Here is a 15,182-nt window from a genome sequence, read left to right as displayed (position 1 = left end):
TGATATATTAAATATATCAAATAGGGGTCACTTAATTATACTTTGAATGTCATGGTAGCCTCTGCCTCAGGATACTCAAGTTCGAACCCCTTCTCAATCAAAGGACCAAAATATTCGGCAATTGAACGAACTGGTTTTTCTAAATATAACGATTCCTCTGGTTTTGCTTTAGGATTAATATTTTCTTTCTTAATCCAATTTTCCATCATTTCCTCATCATAAATATCAATTGTCTTCGTTTTCATATTTATTGTAGCAAACATGGTCAATTCTCTTGTAGGACTATTATTATCAAACATCGCCACAGATACATTAGAACCTATTAATTCCTTTTGATTTAACGATTTCATCATTTCTCCAGGAACTGCCTGATGGGATCCTAGCAGACCTTCTGTATGCTCATATCGTTGTGTGGCTTGCCCACGACCATGTGCTCGTTCGACAGCGGAACTTACATCTGTAGAGATCGCAACAATGTTTATTTCACCATAGCGCTGATTCGCTTCTCGAAGTTCATCAGGTTTTAATTTGGTTTGGTCATGAAGAAAACTAGGATATCTCTCTCCCTCCAATGTATGGCTTTTTTTCGCAATAACTTGCATAACCCTTTCTTTAACCAACAAGGCTTCTTCGTAAGTAAATTGAGAATATTTCAGGGGATCTACTTCTGGCTTTTGCAGAAAGGGCTTCAGTCTATCCGCATTATGATGAACGAGTTGATTCCATGCAACAGGTTCGGGCTCATATTGCCCAATAACCTTTGAAACGAGTTTAAGACAACTTCCTTTACCAGAGGCAACTCCTCCAGTAGTAAATATGGCTACGGAGCGTTCTTTTTCAACATACTCTAGTCGAGCCAGTGTATCTTGTTCACAAAGCTCATTAATAGTTCCTGCCACCACAGGCTCAATTATTGCTTGTGCTCTCTGAGTATAAATCAATGCCATGGCTCGCTGAACACAAACCGCTTTAAGTAATTCTTTATCGGTACTCCAAGGTTCTTTTCCTGAAATTGACGCATGAAATAATTTTAGAGCCTCTAGCTCCTCTGTGGAAAAAGGATACTTCTCTTTTGTTTTACCATTAACTAAGTCATTGAAAAATTCGATAACATCTATCTTGGTATTTGCATGCATTAAAGCCACTTTAGACACCAGTCCATCAAGCAAGCCTTCTTCCAACTTTTTTTGCACTATGGTAAAAGCATGCCCAAATGTATCCATCTCATCATCAACATGCTTATCCAATTTTATTGTTGCTTGTAATTGAGCAAGTATCTCATGTTCAACAAGTCGTCCAGGATACAGGCATACTAAATTTCTAACCATTTCTTTGGGAAAAGCAGCCGTAGTCTGTTTTAATAAATCTATAGACCCTTCATCACCACCAGAACTTGAGTAAGCTATTATCGTAAAATCTTCTGGGCTAACCTCCTGTTTCGATTTTATTCGTTCTTTTAGTTCAACTGTTGGCACAAAGAATCGACTTTTATATGACATTTGGACCTTTGATAACATTTAAACACCCTTTGAAATAGATTAAAGAGTATATAGTACAATATATAGATTAAGTGGGCATTAAGAGGTCATCAGTTTATTTATTGGACATATGATGAGAGATGATTGATGTGCTGCCGTGGAAACAATTCATTTTTGTTGTTTTCGCCTGGTCAAAATACTCAGACTCCACAGGCAACATTGCCTAAATTAAGTTCCGGAATGAGCAGAGCAAAACCTTAGTATTGAGCTAACTTTCTTTTGGGCTCCAATAAAAAAACTTCCAAAGGCTATAAGGTTTCTGCAGGTTTCCAGAAACCTCACGGTGTTCATACATTGATTTTGTTACAGCTGGATCTCTTGCTCCAGAAATGACGTATCTGTGAATACTTACAAAAATAGTTTTAATCCAAAGTCTTCCTAAACAGCAACGTTGCTGAAATAACAATAAAAACCATAAATAATAGAATAGGCCAAATATCAGGCCAGAGAATACTAAAATCCGCCCCTTTCAACATGATATTACGTGTAACTCTTAAAAAGTGTGTTAATGGGATCAATTGGCTAATATATTGAGCCCACATTGGCATGCCACTGAATGGGAACAAAAATCCAGAAATCATCACTGCAACTAAAATATACGCATTAGTTGACGCAACGGCTTGAAATTGAGTCTTTGCAAAAGCAGAAATAGCTAAGCCCATTGCCAAACTTCCAATAGAGTAAGGTGCCATAATGAAAAGATACAGGAGGAAACTCCCATAAAAAGGCACAGAAAATACAAAAAAAGAAATGATTAATAGCATAAATAAAATAAGATAACCTACTATAAAATGTGGGATAACCTTGCCTAAGATAATATTTGCTGCACTAAGTGGCGTAATTAATAGCGTTTCGAATGTACCCACCTCATATTCAGCTGTAATGGACATTGCGGTGAGCAGCGTCAGTGTTGTAAACATTAATACGGAAATCAATCCCGGAATAATATTATATTGTGAAAACCCTTCCGGGTTAAACTTGGCGTGTATATCAAATTCAAAAGGTGTTTGTTGTGAAGGAAGATAGCCAAGAGCGCCTTGCAGATCATGTTCAAACAATTGTGCTGGGAGATCTGCTGCGGCACGAAATGCATTTGAAATCGCCACGGGGTCAGAAGCATCCGCCTCAATGAGCACATGTGGTTTTTCTCCTCTCAATAAGCTTCTTGTAAAATTAGGAGGAATATTAATGACAAACAAGCCCTTCCCGCTAAGCAATAAATTCTCTGCTTCGCGTTCGGTGCGGGCAAAGGTATCTAAAGAAAAATATTCTGTGTGTTTAAAACCTTCTAATAACGTGCGAGTAAATGAATCAATTTCAGAAGATATAACCGCCGTTGGTAGGTATTTGGGGTTCGTATTAATCATGAAACCAAATAATAATATTTGCATTATAGGAACTAAGAATAAAAACAAAAAAGTAGACATATTTCGTTTGATCTGGATAAATTCCTTTTTCGCAACGGATAAGACACGATATAAATCTGTTGTTATCATTTATAATCTCTGATCGCCAAACGTAGAGAGCCAAACAAAAACATCCTCTAAAGTCGAATCAATTATTTTTCCATAAAAAAACTCATTTTCGAAATAGGGCTGGATTGCTCTAGATAATTGCTCCTGATTTTTACTGCTTACATGCAGTGTATTATGGAATCGTAATACTTGATCAACACCCTCGGTAGACTCCAATTGATGAGATAACATCGCAATATTTTTTCCTTTTATTTCCCAAGTGGTCAAATTTACAGAGTTTAAAATTTCCTCAATCGTTCCCGACATCAAAGTGCTTCCGTAACACATATAGGCAATTTTATTGCATTTATCGACTTCATCTAAATTATGAGAACTCAATAAAATGGTAATTCCCTCTCTTGATAACTGATGCATCAGCTCCCAAAATTCTCGTCTGGCTTTAGGATCAATATTAGCGGTAGGTTCATCTAATAATAACAATAGAGGATCATGCAATAAAGAAACGGCTAATGACAAACGCTGTTTCCACCCTCCAGATAATGTGCCTGCAATCTGATCTTTGTATTGTTCTAAATCAAATTTGTGCAAATACTTTTCTATTTGATTTTTTCTATCAACTACTCCATAAACCTCAGAGAAAAAAATCATATTTTCATAGACAGTAAGATCTTTATAGAGACCAAAATTCTGTGACATATATCCAACAAGCGCTTTGATCCGGCGAGATTCGGTTAAGATATCAAACCCAACACATTCACCAGAACCCGAATCAGGAGTAATCAGACCACATAGCATTCTTAAAGAAGTCGTTTTTCCAGCTCCATTCGGTCCAAGAAAACCATAAATATCACCATATTCAACCTGCAGATTAAGATCCCTAACAGCCTGATATTTATTGAACTTTTTAGTTAAATTCCTTACATCGATAATATAATTGCTTTTATCCATAAAATACCTATAAACAATTTATTTCCACACTACTCTTATTCATTGATGAAGTAATAAAAAATCATATTTCTATACAAGCTAACTCTACTTGTTTCCCGAAATTTTCAAAAGAATTTTTTGAAATAAGGACTGGTGCTGAATGGATATAAATTTTTTAACAAGTTCAGCTTCAATAACTAACAATTCGCTATCGACTTTTGCAAAAGCCGCTTCTTTTCTTTTCATATCCGTCATAAATTCCAAATCCCCAAACATTTGATTTATTTTAACAACAGTAGAACTACTATTCTTTAAATTGAGAAGAACAACCTCGCCTTTGAAGAGATAATAACAAGCATCAGCAATATCCCCTTCTTTATACAAACAAGTTTCTGCACTAACCTTAATATTTTTGGCTGTTTTCACCATTGTTTGTATTTTCTCGTGAGAAAAATTACTAAATAGATGATGAGCGCGGATAAACTGAATTAAAAGAAATTCTTCACTTAATTTTTTTAAATTGGGATACTTTATTTGTGGCTGTTCCAAAAAACTAAGAAAATCATAAAGACTAATTTTTAGTAACTGCAGAGGATTAAGTGCTTTCACAGTAGCCGTATGTAAACCTGTATGCGAGACAAATCCCTCAGATGATAGGCCAATAATATCTCCTTTCCTTAATTCAGAAATACGCATAGCCTGCTTTTTTCCTAATGTATGCACCGCTCTGCTTACTTCTGCACTTCCTGAAACAATAAAATAAATACAGTCTATCGCCTCACCTTCTACAGCAATAATTTGGCCTGCTTCAGCGGATTCAGATTGTGCATACCCAATTAACTGCTGTGCATTTGTAGGATTGAGAAGACAGAAAAGAGGATGTTGTAAAATAAGATCCTCATAATGTTCAGAATTCTTTTTCATAAATCGTCTGTACTCATAATAGTCATAATCATTATTAAGGTCTCGCTAGATTGAGCCAATAATAGAATTGCAATCAGCCTAGTCTAACGTTCTTCTGAAAAGTAAGATTCCCAAAAAAATAATAATGACTGAAAATAAAATTATAGGCCAAGTATCTGGCCATAAAATATCCAAACCCGCTCCTTTTAACATACTATTGCGGGTGATTCTTAAAAAGTGTGTGAGCGGAATAACTTGACTTATCGATTGCGCCCAATGAGGCACACCAGTAAATGGAAATAAAAAACCCGATACCATAATGGCTACAAGCCCATATGCGTTGGTTAAACCTACCGCAGCAAACTGCGTGCGGGTAATCGCTGAAATAGCAAGTCCGGTCCCTAAACTCGAGATAGAGTAAGGTGCTACAAGTAATAAAAACAACAAAAAGCTGCCATGAAAAGGAATAGAAAAAATAAAATAAGCAATTGCTAACAATATAAATAAAAGTAAATACCCTAAAATAAAATACGGTATCACCTTACCAAAAATAATATTCGCTGGGGTTAAAGGTGTGATTAGTAAGGTCTCAAAAGTTCCTCGCTCAAATTCTGAGTTTATCGATACTGCAGTCAATACAGTCAACGTTGAAAAGATTAATAAAGCAATTAATCCAGGTATAGTATTGTATTGCGGAATGTATTCAGGATTGTATTTGGCCTGAATATCGAAAATGAATGGTGCTTCCTGGGAAGCTAAATAACTAAGTGGTCCTTGTAAATCATGTTCAAAAACTTTGGCAGGTAATTCGGATGCTGCACGAAACGCATTTGAAACCGCTACTGGATCTGAAGCATCGGCTTCAATTAAAACATGCGGGTGCTTTCCACGAATTAAATCCCGGGTAAAATTAGGTGGAATATTAATGACAAAAAGTACTTTTCCACTAAGTAATAACCGTGCAGCTTGTTGTTCATCTCGAGTTATTGTTTCAATTGAAAAATAACTCGTATTTTTTAAACCCTGCAATAAAGTTCGCGTAAAAGGAGTATCCTCAGAAGTAATCACTACCGTTGGAAGATGTTTGGGATTCGTGTTAATAATCGCCCCAAATAAAAGTATTTGGGTAACTGGAATAATAATTAACCATGAGAAAATCAAAAAATCCCGTCTAATTTGAATAATTTCCTTTTTTGCAATCGACCAGATACGTAGAAATTCGTTTTTTATCATTTATCATCCTTGAATGAGCATTAAAAATGCTCAATTTTTCTCAAAACAATATCTGGATTTTCCCGGAAAATATCCATAGCAGATGATTTTGTTGATACAGCTCATTTTGTGTATCGTATCTTAATATGATCATGACTGACAGTCTATGCCTCCATTTTGAAGTTTTCTTTAATATATTTTAAATCAGTGTATTGTCAGATATGACCATTTGATGGTAAGTTTTTTTATTCTCTCAATTCAATTGATTAATTCGTTTAAGATCAAAATAATATGCAAAAACTCATTCCAAGGTGGCTGTTTTTCTTCATGATTTGCATACTTATTGCGAGCTGCAAGCAAGAGAACAATTCACTGCAGGGGTATGTTGATGCAAATTATACTTATATCTCAAGCAATTTTGCGGGCAATCTTATCAGCCTTGATGTCTCCAAAGGCAATACAATTAACCAAGGTGAATTGCTGTTCACTTTGGACGTAGAACCCCAACAATCCCAACTCAAAAAAGCCAAAGCCGAGCTCGCACAAGCGTTGGCACAAGTCGAAGTAAAACAGGTTAATCTTGATTACCAGAGTGCATTATTCACCCGTTATCAAAAACTGGTCAAATCAGGTGGGGTCAGCATAGAACAACTTGAAGAAGTAAAGAACGATTACCTTAATGCGAAAGCATCATTAATCACCCAACAGGCATTAGTTGAGTCGTCCATGGCGGGGTTAACCCAAGCCAAATGGAGTAAAGCAAACAAAAAAGTGTACTCTTCCGTTTCAGGTTATATTTACGATACCTACTTTACCATTGGTGAATTAGTATTGTCCGGACGCCCTGTATTATCTATTGTGACGCCTGAAAATCTAAAGGTGGTTTTTTTTATCCCTGAACCTTTATTAGCCCAATTAAAATTAAAAAATCAAGTAACCATCAGCTGCGATGGGTGCAGAGAAACATACCCGGCAACGATAAGCTATATTTCTTCAAAAACCGAATATACTCCTCCTTACATATTTAGTGAAAGTTCAAGAACGAAATTTGTTTATCGAGTTGAGGTAAAACCAAGCAAAGCAGCATTTAAATATTTACATCCAGGGCAGCCGGTCAGCATCAACTTGATTTCGTGATAGTTAAAGCGAATTGTTTTGCTCTCGTTATATAAGAAGATCAAATGCAAAAAATTTATTTATTTTTATGCACATTAATCCTTACAAGTTGTAAGGTCGGACCTAATTTTCATTCACCCGATGCCCCCAAAACAATTCACTATAATGCAGGACCGGTGAAAACGAAAACAGTTGGCGCGAAGAGTCGAGGAGGCCGTTCGCAACGCTTCAACTTTAAAAAAAATATATCCAAATCATGGTGGGAAGTATTCCACTCCAAGGAATTAAATTCATTCATTGAAAAAGGATTAAAAAATAATCCATCAATAGAAATGAGCAAAGCTAATTTGCGCAAAGCACAAGCTAATTTACTTGCTGAAGCAGGGCCCAATTTATTTCCTACTGTAGATACCCAGTTTTTAGGAAGTCGTGAACGAAACAGTTTACTTGCCACAGGAATTAATATTACCCCGATTCCGGGAACCAAACTTCCGTTTTCGTCAGTCAATACATTTGATCTGTACAATACCTCTATTAGTGTTCGCTATAATTTAGACTTATTTGGCGGTACTCGTCGTCAATTAGAATCCCTAAGAGCCGCAATTGATTATGAACGCTTTGAATTGGAAGCAACCTATTTAACCCTAACAGCAAATATAGTGACAACTGGCATTACGATTGCCTCGTTACAAGAACAAATTAAAGCAACAAAAGAACTGATAGAGTGCCAAAAAAAATTGGTGCAAATAGAAAATAGCAACTACCTTCAAGGACATACATCCAAGCTTGAAACACTCAATAGTGACAATCGACTTAAGGAAACTCAAGCGCAACTCCCTATCCTCAAAAATGATTTAGCTAAAAAATATAATGCTCTTGCAGTACTTATAGGCTCATTACCGAGTGAAACTGAGTTTTTTAATTTTACACTGCGCGATATGCAATTGCCTACAGATCTTCCAATGACACTACCCTCACTGCTTGTCAAACAACGGCCGGATATAAGGTCTTCTGAATCGTTATTGCATAAAGCAAGTGCAGAAATCGGTGTTGCAACCGCCAATCTCTACCCTAAATTAAATATAGGCGCCACCTATGCGTGGTACTCAACGGCACTGAGTACCTTGTTCAATCCAGCAAATAATGTGTGGAACTATGGTGGGCAAATATTTGAAACCCTACTTAAAGGTGGAGCATTACGAGCCAAACGTAAAGTTGCCATTGCTCTGTATGAATATGAACTTGCGCGATATAAAAAAGTGGTACTTGAATCCTTTCAACAGGTTGCAGATGCATTACATGCGCTTGAGTTTGATGCCGAGTTATTACGCGAACGAGTCAATTCAGAAATAAACACAAAAAAATATTTTGAAATAGTAAAAATGCAACACCAACTCGGCAAAGCAAACTATTTAACTGTTTTAAGAGCCAAAGAATCCTATTTAAAAATACACCTAAAAGTAATTCAAGCTGAAGCAGCTCGTTATAATGACACCGCCGCGCTCTTCCAATCCCTTGGCGGCGGATGGTGGAATAATGGATAGGGTCTACCTACACCTGCTAATGGAAACTCACTAGAAAATCCTGGTTGCAAGCAACCAGGCTGCGACTGGCTATGTTGTGGCGCACGTGGCCTTGGTTTTAATCCTTTTAAGCCTTTTGTTCATAACGATTAAATAGTTTATAACCCTCATTTTAAACTCGGTCAAAACAGGTAAGAGGCTAACGGGACACTCTAGAAAAATCCTATTGCAAGCAACTAAGATAAGATTATACTTGCGCTACATAGCAGGCCAATAAGAAAGACATAGAGTCCATAAATTATCAGGGCATGTTACCTAATATCATTGTCAGGAGTTTTTTAATCATTTTAATTTTAGGAGTATCAGGTGTGAACAGTAACATTATAAATAAATCTGGTTTTAGATGTTGGTTAAGCAGTATTGCTTGTCTTACATTTCTGACATTAGTAAGCCACGGTGCAGCAGCAGGTGCGGTCGGAGGTGTGTCTTTAGGAACAATGGCATCAAACATTACTAGCTCATTTACGAACTTGGCTAAATTGGTGACCGCTGGTTCTTATTTGGCTGGGTTGGGATTTTCTATTGGGGCGATTATGAAATTTAAACAGCACAAAGATAATCCGACTCAAATTCCAATTGGAACACCAATTTCTCTAGTCTTTATTGCTGCCGCTTTATTGTTTCTGCCTTCAATTTTAGGTGTAACAGGAGAAACCATGTTTGGAGCCGGTGGCGGTCAAACTGCAGGACCTGATGGTATTATTTTTTCATCAACGAACACTGTCGATCGTATATCTTAAGCGGGTTGGTATGCGATGTAAACGTGTGCAAAGCACCGAAGATGTTAGCTTAGCCTGGCTGCTTGCAGCCAGGCTACAATGTTGCACAAATCAGACCGGGGTTCATGTGGTTGGCGCAAGATCATCGCTGAAATTTAAATCTTCAAGAGGTATTTCCATATTTCTCGCGGCAAAAAAAAGTACATTTTTAGCAGAAGAAACAAATCTATTTCGACTCTCTTTGGTACACTGGATATGGTCTTCCAAGAGCCACCAACTCAGGGCATAGGCTGTTGCACTTGCTCCTGCTATTTCCATAAAAAAACTGATATTGGCAACCGCACCCAGTGCTAAAGGAAAACCACCTAGGGCAATCCCACCTAGCAATTTTTGCCACAGAGTTAACTCATTCCAATAATTGCTTATACGTGTAATTAGAGATGTACTTTGTTTTAAAGTATCTATTGCTGAATATAGGTTATCAAGTGCAGCATCACAACGAGAATCTCCTCTTCGTTTTGCAGCATCTTTGAGTATCGTAATAGTCCGCTGTAAATCTTCAAGATCTTTGTTATTTTTAGCCATTTCGATTTCCTATCCCGCGCCAAGACGTTAAATGCCCAAATGTAACATAAGCAATAATTGCGTCAATAGAACTACAGCCAGGAACTCACGGATAAATACTGCTTGCAAGCAACCAGGCTAGCTGCTTGTTTTCTTTGATAGCCATGCAACAAAAATCAAACTCTCTTGGTTTGTGCCTATAATTTAAACATACAACACCGCAAACCATGGAGGGTTTATGTATACATTTAAAGATGGAGATATTCATGCTTATCAGACCCAAGCACGAACAATTACACTAGTTAAAGGGAATTCATCGGTACTGTATCCCTTTTACACGTCTTCTGGTCTTAATAGCAATAGCAAGGAAACCTGGTTCCCCTGGATGGGTTACGTGGACTATCCTGATGGCGATTCTTCTAAGGGTGAAGTTTATATGGTGAAACCAGTTACCCGGAGTGTTTCCGAGGAGCCGGCTGCCATTTTAAAGAAATACCTTGTAGATAAAGCTGTTGCAACATGTATCAGCGAGAGGCCAGCAACGATAACCCAACTTATGAAAGAAAAACTTGGCCCCGAAGCAGCTCTTCTGTTTGATAGCGGTATGGAACTTGATGATGAGATAATCAAGACGATAAAGGAACACTATCACGCAATTGCTAATTCGTTTATTAGTCGCATGGGTAATGATGAGGCCTTGGCAATTTCTTGTTCTTTAGGTGGTGGCGAATGGGATAAATACCCTGAAATGCGTCAAGAAATAATGAATGCAAATGCCACAGCGAAATTTATTAAACCCATTGAAAAGCTAACCTACACTGAGAGTCCGATTCGAGTTATGACTGAACCAGAAAAGCAAGAATTAATTGATTTTAAAGGCATCGTTTGTACCGGCATGGTCAAAAGGAGTCATGCGGAAATGGCAACACATATGGAAAAAATAATCCGCGAAGAATCTCAACGCTACGTCTCTACGTATTTTATTCAAGAAAAAAAGAAGTTTCCTACAAGTGAACAGGTGAATGAATTGGTTCATTTAACCCATGCTCGAGAACTAAGAGATAAATATGTTGGTTCTGTCTCTCATCTTGTGCAAACGGAGCGACACAAAGAGGCCAATCAACCAGACGGCGATATGAACCCTCATTAATGGAATGGCTTTAAATTTTTATTACACACAATAAATGACTTCAAATAGGCACTGCAAAGCTTGGGACAGCGTGTTTTGTAGTGCAACGATTGCAATTGTCGCTTCATCTGAATTAGATCTGGAAAAGCTCCTAATCATCTCCATTACTCCCACAAATCATCAATAATTCATCGACACTGCTTATCCATCACTCTTTGTACTCATCTCCATTGAGTTAACTATTGAGCTCTTTTGGTGATTTTTTATCAATCAAGGGGCAAATAAAAACCAAAAAGACCAAGCATTGTCTATAATTTATCATATCTGAGCAATACCGCCTGGAGGTTTTATGGGAGCAGCTGGATATAACTTGGGTTATCTTTTACATATTCAGAAAAATATTGTAGCCAGTCTTAATGCCAGCGAAGCAGCAGAGTTACAACGAAATTTAGCAGAATTAGATTCATTTGAACAATTAAATTCCCGCCTTCGAGCGTCTATCCCCAAGTATGAATCCTGGATCGCTGAGCAAATTAGAAATGGGGCGAATGAGCTTCAACTCAGCATATCTTATCCGCCTCCTCGTCCCCTTGATCTAAGCCCTACTATAGCGCGCATTTCGAGCTTGCTCTGCAGAGTAACGCCAGAAGTAAGTGCTTTGCAAGACAGGCTATTAGAGGAAATGTTCAATCCCTCAGGAGCTTTAAGTAACTATTTAAAAAATCTTTCCGACTCAGACAAAGTATTGTTTTTATCAGCACTGATTAATAATAATGCAGATAATATTTATCTGATATTGAAAAATGCACCAGGGCTTGCAGAAGTCCCAGCAGAGCAATTAAAACAAATAATCTATCATAAAAGTGCCATGGAGGTGGCTAATTATGGTGCTTTTACCAATACCTTGGTTGCCAATATGATTGCAAAGATATGTCAACCTGCAGATGGAGCGCCTGCACTGACACAAGACAAAACAATGGCTCTCTTTGAAAAAGCAATGAGAGGAATTTCAGACCATGATCTTCCTCTCCCTATAAAAAAGAATATTTGCCAATACCTTTTTTCTGCTCTTAGCTCTTCTATTGGCATTAGAACACCTTTGCAAGCTGCAGGACAGCTTCATTACTCTACCTCTTCAACTGACCGCATAAAAAGACCTGCGATTGATTGGCTTGATTATTTGTTAGTGACTAATAAAACATTAATTGACGAGATGACTCCAGCAAAAAAGCACGAGTTGCAGAATGCCTTAGATCGCTATGATGGCATTACAAGAAACAATACCTTAGCAACCGGGCCACATGAAATAACAGATTCTACGACTGCTGTAAGTCGAATTTATGAATTACTGTGTCGAGAGCCAGCTGAAATCAATATTGCGAGAGTCTCCATTGATGTCGCGTTAAAAGATGGGCCTAACAGCCCATTGAGCAGATATCTAAGCAATCTCCCTACAGAAAAAAAAGCAAAATTAATTTCCGCTCTTATCAGTAATGACAGAGATATTTTGGGAAATATGTTGTCTGAGATACCCACACTAGCAGCTATTGACAAAGAACGTTTAAATCAAGTGGCCGAAAGCGGTCGGCTTGAATATTTTTTAAACCCTACAGTAGTCACATTAATTAAAATGCTAGTCGAGCCTGCAGATGGCCAGACGGCAAGTCCCGCCAAAAGAATTCTTCTTTTGGAAAGGGCAATTGGAAATGTCCCTGATGGTTTTATTAGTACGAGCATGAAGAAAACGCTCTATGCACAAATACTGCCCCCACACGAACTCCAACTGCTTGATTATGCTTATCATGAAACTGCAAAAATTATTACAACAGTAGAAGCCCAAAAACATACCGGAAAAATCAGTCCCACAAAATATAAAACAGCCATTCAAGCCGAGCTTGATTATTCAGAATTTATTTTACTCACGCTGGGAGTACTAAAAGACGTGTTGCATAATGACTCGCCATCAGGCGCAAGTAGCATACAAAAAGCAGAATTAAATCACATTCGACGCTTATATATGGCAAGAGACTATGAAAACGCGATAACAAAAATAAATGAATTTTGTGTAAATCACAGAGAGGCAATAGGAGGCGCTCTTGCGGATACAATCACACTTCGCTCTCCACGCTTAAATGAAGTTAATCGCTCTAAAAATTATCCCAGACGATTTTTTGAAACAAGATTAGGCCAAACCTTCCTTGGACAAGCAGTTGAACTTGAACGCATTAACCGCATTTGTTTGGCGATCACCGGTGTCCGTTTTGAGACAGACGGGATTACTCCCGGATCACCTGAGGCTGCTCAGGTTGTTAAAGACGCAGTCAGTGCTGTAATTGATTTCTGTCAGCCGCCCCACTATGCTCGTGAAGAAATGCATCATCGCTATAAAGAATTATCTGCTCAATCTGAGTTCTTCCGTGACCGCGTAAAAACGTATCGTCCCGGATTTCATCACAAATCGCTGGCAGGATCACCGACAGCATTATCATCACCCTCCATCCATAGCCGCAATCGGGGAGTTATGGTATCAAATCAGCCAAGCTTTGGCGACGAAATAACGCAACAAGATTATATTAACAAAACCACAGATAAAATAGGAAGCTCGGCTCCTTACTCCCCTTTGGCAAGACGTTCTGCTTTTGCAGGTAATATTTCAGGCCATGCATATGGTATGGTAGCAAGATTAGAAAAATATATGCAGCTTAATCGAAGTAGCCCTACCCTGGAGGATGATGTAAATCATTTTATAAAAGCGTTTATGTCGGATTACACATCACGAGGCTCTCATAGCTTTTTTGAAGTATTCGATGCATTTAACGAGCCGGCTGTTCTTAGGATTTTTGCTGATTGTGGGGTCAGATTAAACTTAGAATGGAGCGATGAATTGCTTGAGCAGGTTACAAATGCGAGCCAAGACTACACAGCGGCTTTAGTTTTACGTAGAACCACCCATACCAGTTTATCAGAATCGCTAGCAACCCATGGTTCTATGCCTCCCTTACATCGAGCAGCTTACAAAGGAAATAAAGTGATTGTAGAGCAGCTACTTAACTCTGGCCAGGATCCTAATGAGAGTGAGCCCAAGGACCATAATACACCGCTGCATGTGGCCGCTATGCAAAACCATCCTCATGCTGTAAAAATTCTTCTGAGTCATCCGCACATTGAGGTGAATAAAAAACGCGCTGACGGCATGACCCCTTTGCATCTCGCTGTTAAATCAGGACATCTTGCGATTGCACACCAATTGTTACATGCTGAATTTGCTCCAGCTAATCCTAATATCCTGGATAACTCAGAAGAAACCCCCTTGTTGATCGCAGTAAGAGCAGGCCGTAGAGATCTAGTAGAACTGTTATTAAAAGAAGGGGCAGATCCTAATGTAGGCAAATCCCCACTTTTAGAAGCGTTCAAAAAAGGAGATACGTCATTAGCCATGTTAATCCTTGAACATGGCGGAAACCCAAATGTAACAAATAATGATGGAATGACTGCTTTGCATCTTGTAATAGAAAATCCTGCGCTAGAGCAAAGAAAATTAGTGCAGCTCCTATTACAAAAAGGAGCCATAAACACAGAAGATACAACGGCAACAACACCGCTGAGAATGGCCATCGCTGCAGGTCTCGCTGAAATTAGTACCGATATTCTCTTATCAATGAATCGCTCTGAATTAACAGCAGCAGATAAAATGGCTATTTTAAGCAATAAGGCGCTTCCTAAAGCACTCGCCGCCTGTTGTAGTATACAAATAATGGAGTCAACAACGAGAAAAATGGAACTTCTAAGTAGAACTCTACACAGAGAAAATGCATTAGGAGAAGTGCTCTACAGCGAACCCATTCCTGCCTCGATGTTTGCGCCGAAACGATTTAATGGACAGCCTGTAACAGGAAGCGTAGATACCCTAATGCGAGCTCATTCAGCAGATGTACGCACTTTAGAAGCACCTGCACCTGAAATGGGACCAGAATTAGGCGCACCTTATCGAGAATAAAAAGATTATTTTAAAATCC

Annotated in this window: 11 protein-coding genes; 5 read left to right on the top strand and 6 right to left on the bottom strand. The window is 38.3% G+C overall.

Translation table 11 applies throughout. The annotated features are described in order from the left end of the window. Positions 1–35: 35 nt before the first annotated feature. From Lste_RS04530 to Lste_RS04510, 5 genes are all read right to left on the bottom strand, one after another. The gene (locus Lste_RS04530) at positions 36–1,517 is read right to left on the bottom strand and encodes a zeta toxin family protein (protein ID WP_237760426.1); all 1,482 of its coding nucleotides are present in this window, start codon (positions 1,515–1,517) and stop codon (positions 36–38) included. Positions 1,518–1,900: 383 nt separating this feature from the next. After that, positions 1,901–3,034: an ABC transporter permease gene (locus Lste_RS04525; RefSeq protein WP_058509889.1), complete on the bottom strand. Its 1,134-nt coding sequence runs from the start codon at positions 3,032–3,034 to the stop codon at positions 1,901–1,903. Further along, positions 3,035–3,961 carry an ABC transporter ATP-binding protein gene (locus tag Lste_RS04520; RefSeq protein ID WP_058509888.1) on the bottom strand — a complete coding sequence of 309 codons (927 nt, stop codon included), beginning with the start codon at positions 3,959–3,961 and terminating at the stop codon, positions 3,035–3,037. Positions 3,962–4,045: 84 nt separating this feature from the next. Next, complete coding sequence (locus Lste_RS04515) at positions 4,046–4,864, bottom strand: cyclic nucleotide-binding domain-containing protein (RefSeq protein WP_058509887.1); 819 nt, start codon at positions 4,862–4,864, stop codon at positions 4,046–4,048. A gap of 78 nt (positions 4,865–4,942) precedes the next feature. Then, positions 4,943–6,076 carry an ABC transporter permease gene (locus Lste_RS04510; protein ID WP_058509886.1) on the bottom strand — a complete coding sequence of 378 codons (1,134 nt, stop codon included), beginning with the start codon at positions 6,074–6,076 and terminating at the stop codon, positions 4,943–4,945. 306 nt (positions 6,077–6,382) lie between these two features. Between Lste_RS04510 and Lste_RS04505 the strand changes: the two genes are divergently transcribed. From Lste_RS04505 to Lste_RS04495, 3 genes are all read left to right on the top strand, one after another. Then, positions 6,383–7,192: an HlyD family secretion protein gene (locus Lste_RS04505; protein WP_237760425.1), complete on the top strand. Its 810-nt coding sequence runs from the start codon at positions 6,383–6,385 to the stop codon at positions 7,190–7,192. Positions 7,193–7,236: 44 nt separating this feature from the next. Beyond that, positions 7,237–8,715 carry an efflux transporter outer membrane subunit gene (locus Lste_RS04500; protein ID WP_058509884.1) on the top strand — a complete coding sequence of 493 codons (1,479 nt, stop codon included), beginning with the start codon at positions 7,237–7,239 and terminating at the stop codon, positions 8,713–8,715. A 347-nt stretch (positions 8,716–9,062) separates the two neighbouring features. Then, the gene (locus tag Lste_RS04495; protein WP_058511647.1) at positions 9,063–9,494 is read left to right on the top strand and encodes a hypothetical protein; all 432 of its coding nucleotides are present in this window, start codon (positions 9,063–9,065) and stop codon (positions 9,492–9,494) included. Positions 9,495–9,596: 102 nt separating this feature from the next. On the opposite strand, the gene Lste_RS04490 is transcribed toward Lste_RS04495, so the two are convergent. Next, entirely contained in the window at positions 9,597–10,058 is a 462-nt protein-coding gene (locus Lste_RS04490) for a hypothetical protein (protein WP_058509883.1), read from the bottom strand. 217 nt (positions 10,059–10,275) lie between these two features. Here Lste_RS04490 and Lste_RS04485 point away from each other — a divergent pair, with 217 nt between their 5' ends. Both Lste_RS04485 and Lste_RS04480 read left to right on the top strand, forming a co-directional pair. Then, positions 10,276–11,187 carry a hypothetical protein gene (locus tag Lste_RS04485; RefSeq protein WP_058509882.1) on the top strand — a complete coding sequence of 304 codons (912 nt, stop codon included), beginning with the start codon at positions 10,276–10,278 and terminating at the stop codon, positions 11,185–11,187. 328 nt (positions 11,188–11,515) lie between these two features. Then, positions 11,516–15,163 carry an ankyrin repeat domain-containing protein gene (locus Lste_RS04480; protein WP_058509881.1) on the top strand — a complete coding sequence of 1,216 codons (3,648 nt, stop codon included), beginning with the start codon at positions 11,516–11,518 and terminating at the stop codon, positions 15,161–15,163. Positions 15,164–15,182 lie beyond the last annotated feature (19 nt).

Source organism: Legionella steelei (genome assembly GCF_001468005.1).
Taxonomy (GTDB): domain Bacteria; phylum Pseudomonadota; class Gammaproteobacteria; order Legionellales; family Legionellaceae; genus Legionella; species Legionella steelei.
This window is presented reverse-complemented; position numbering and strand designations above follow the sequence as displayed.

Excerpts from the sequence above, each read along its gene's own strand:
- Lste_RS04485 (WP_058509882.1), top strand. The coding sequence starts at position 10,276 with ATGTATACATTTAAAGATGGAGATATTCATGCTTATCAGACCCAAGCA.
- Lste_RS04530 (WP_237760426.1), bottom strand. The coding sequence starts at position 1,517 with ATGTTATCAAAGGTCCAAATGTCATATAAAAGTCGATTCTTTGTGCCA.
- Lste_RS04515 (WP_058509887.1), bottom strand. The coding sequence starts at position 4,864 with ATGAAAAAGAATTCTGAACATTATGAGGATCTTATTTTACAACATCCT.
- Lste_RS04520 (WP_058509888.1), bottom strand. The coding sequence starts at position 3,961 with ATGGATAAAAGCAATTATATTATCGATGTAAGGAATTTAACTAAAAAG.
- Lste_RS04480 (WP_058509881.1), top strand. The coding sequence starts at position 11,516 with ATGGGAGCAGCTGGATATAACTTGGGTTATCTTTTACATATTCAGAAA.
- Lste_RS04525 (WP_058509889.1), bottom strand. The coding sequence starts at position 3,034 with ATGATAACAACAGATTTATATCGTGTCTTATCCGTTGCGAAAAAGGAA.
- Lste_RS04510 (WP_058509886.1), bottom strand. The coding sequence starts at position 6,076 with ATGATAAAAAACGAATTTCTACGTATCTGGTCGATTGCAAAAAAGGAA.
- Lste_RS04490 (WP_058509883.1), bottom strand. The coding sequence starts at position 10,058 with ATGGCTAAAAATAACAAAGATCTTGAAGATTTACAGCGGACTATTACG.
- Lste_RS04505 (WP_237760425.1), top strand. The coding sequence starts at position 6,383 with ATGATTTGCATACTTATTGCGAGCTGCAAGCAAGAGAACAATTCACTG.
- Lste_RS04500 (WP_058509884.1), top strand. The coding sequence starts at position 7,237 with ATGCAAAAAATTTATTTATTTTTATGCACATTAATCCTTACAAGTTGT.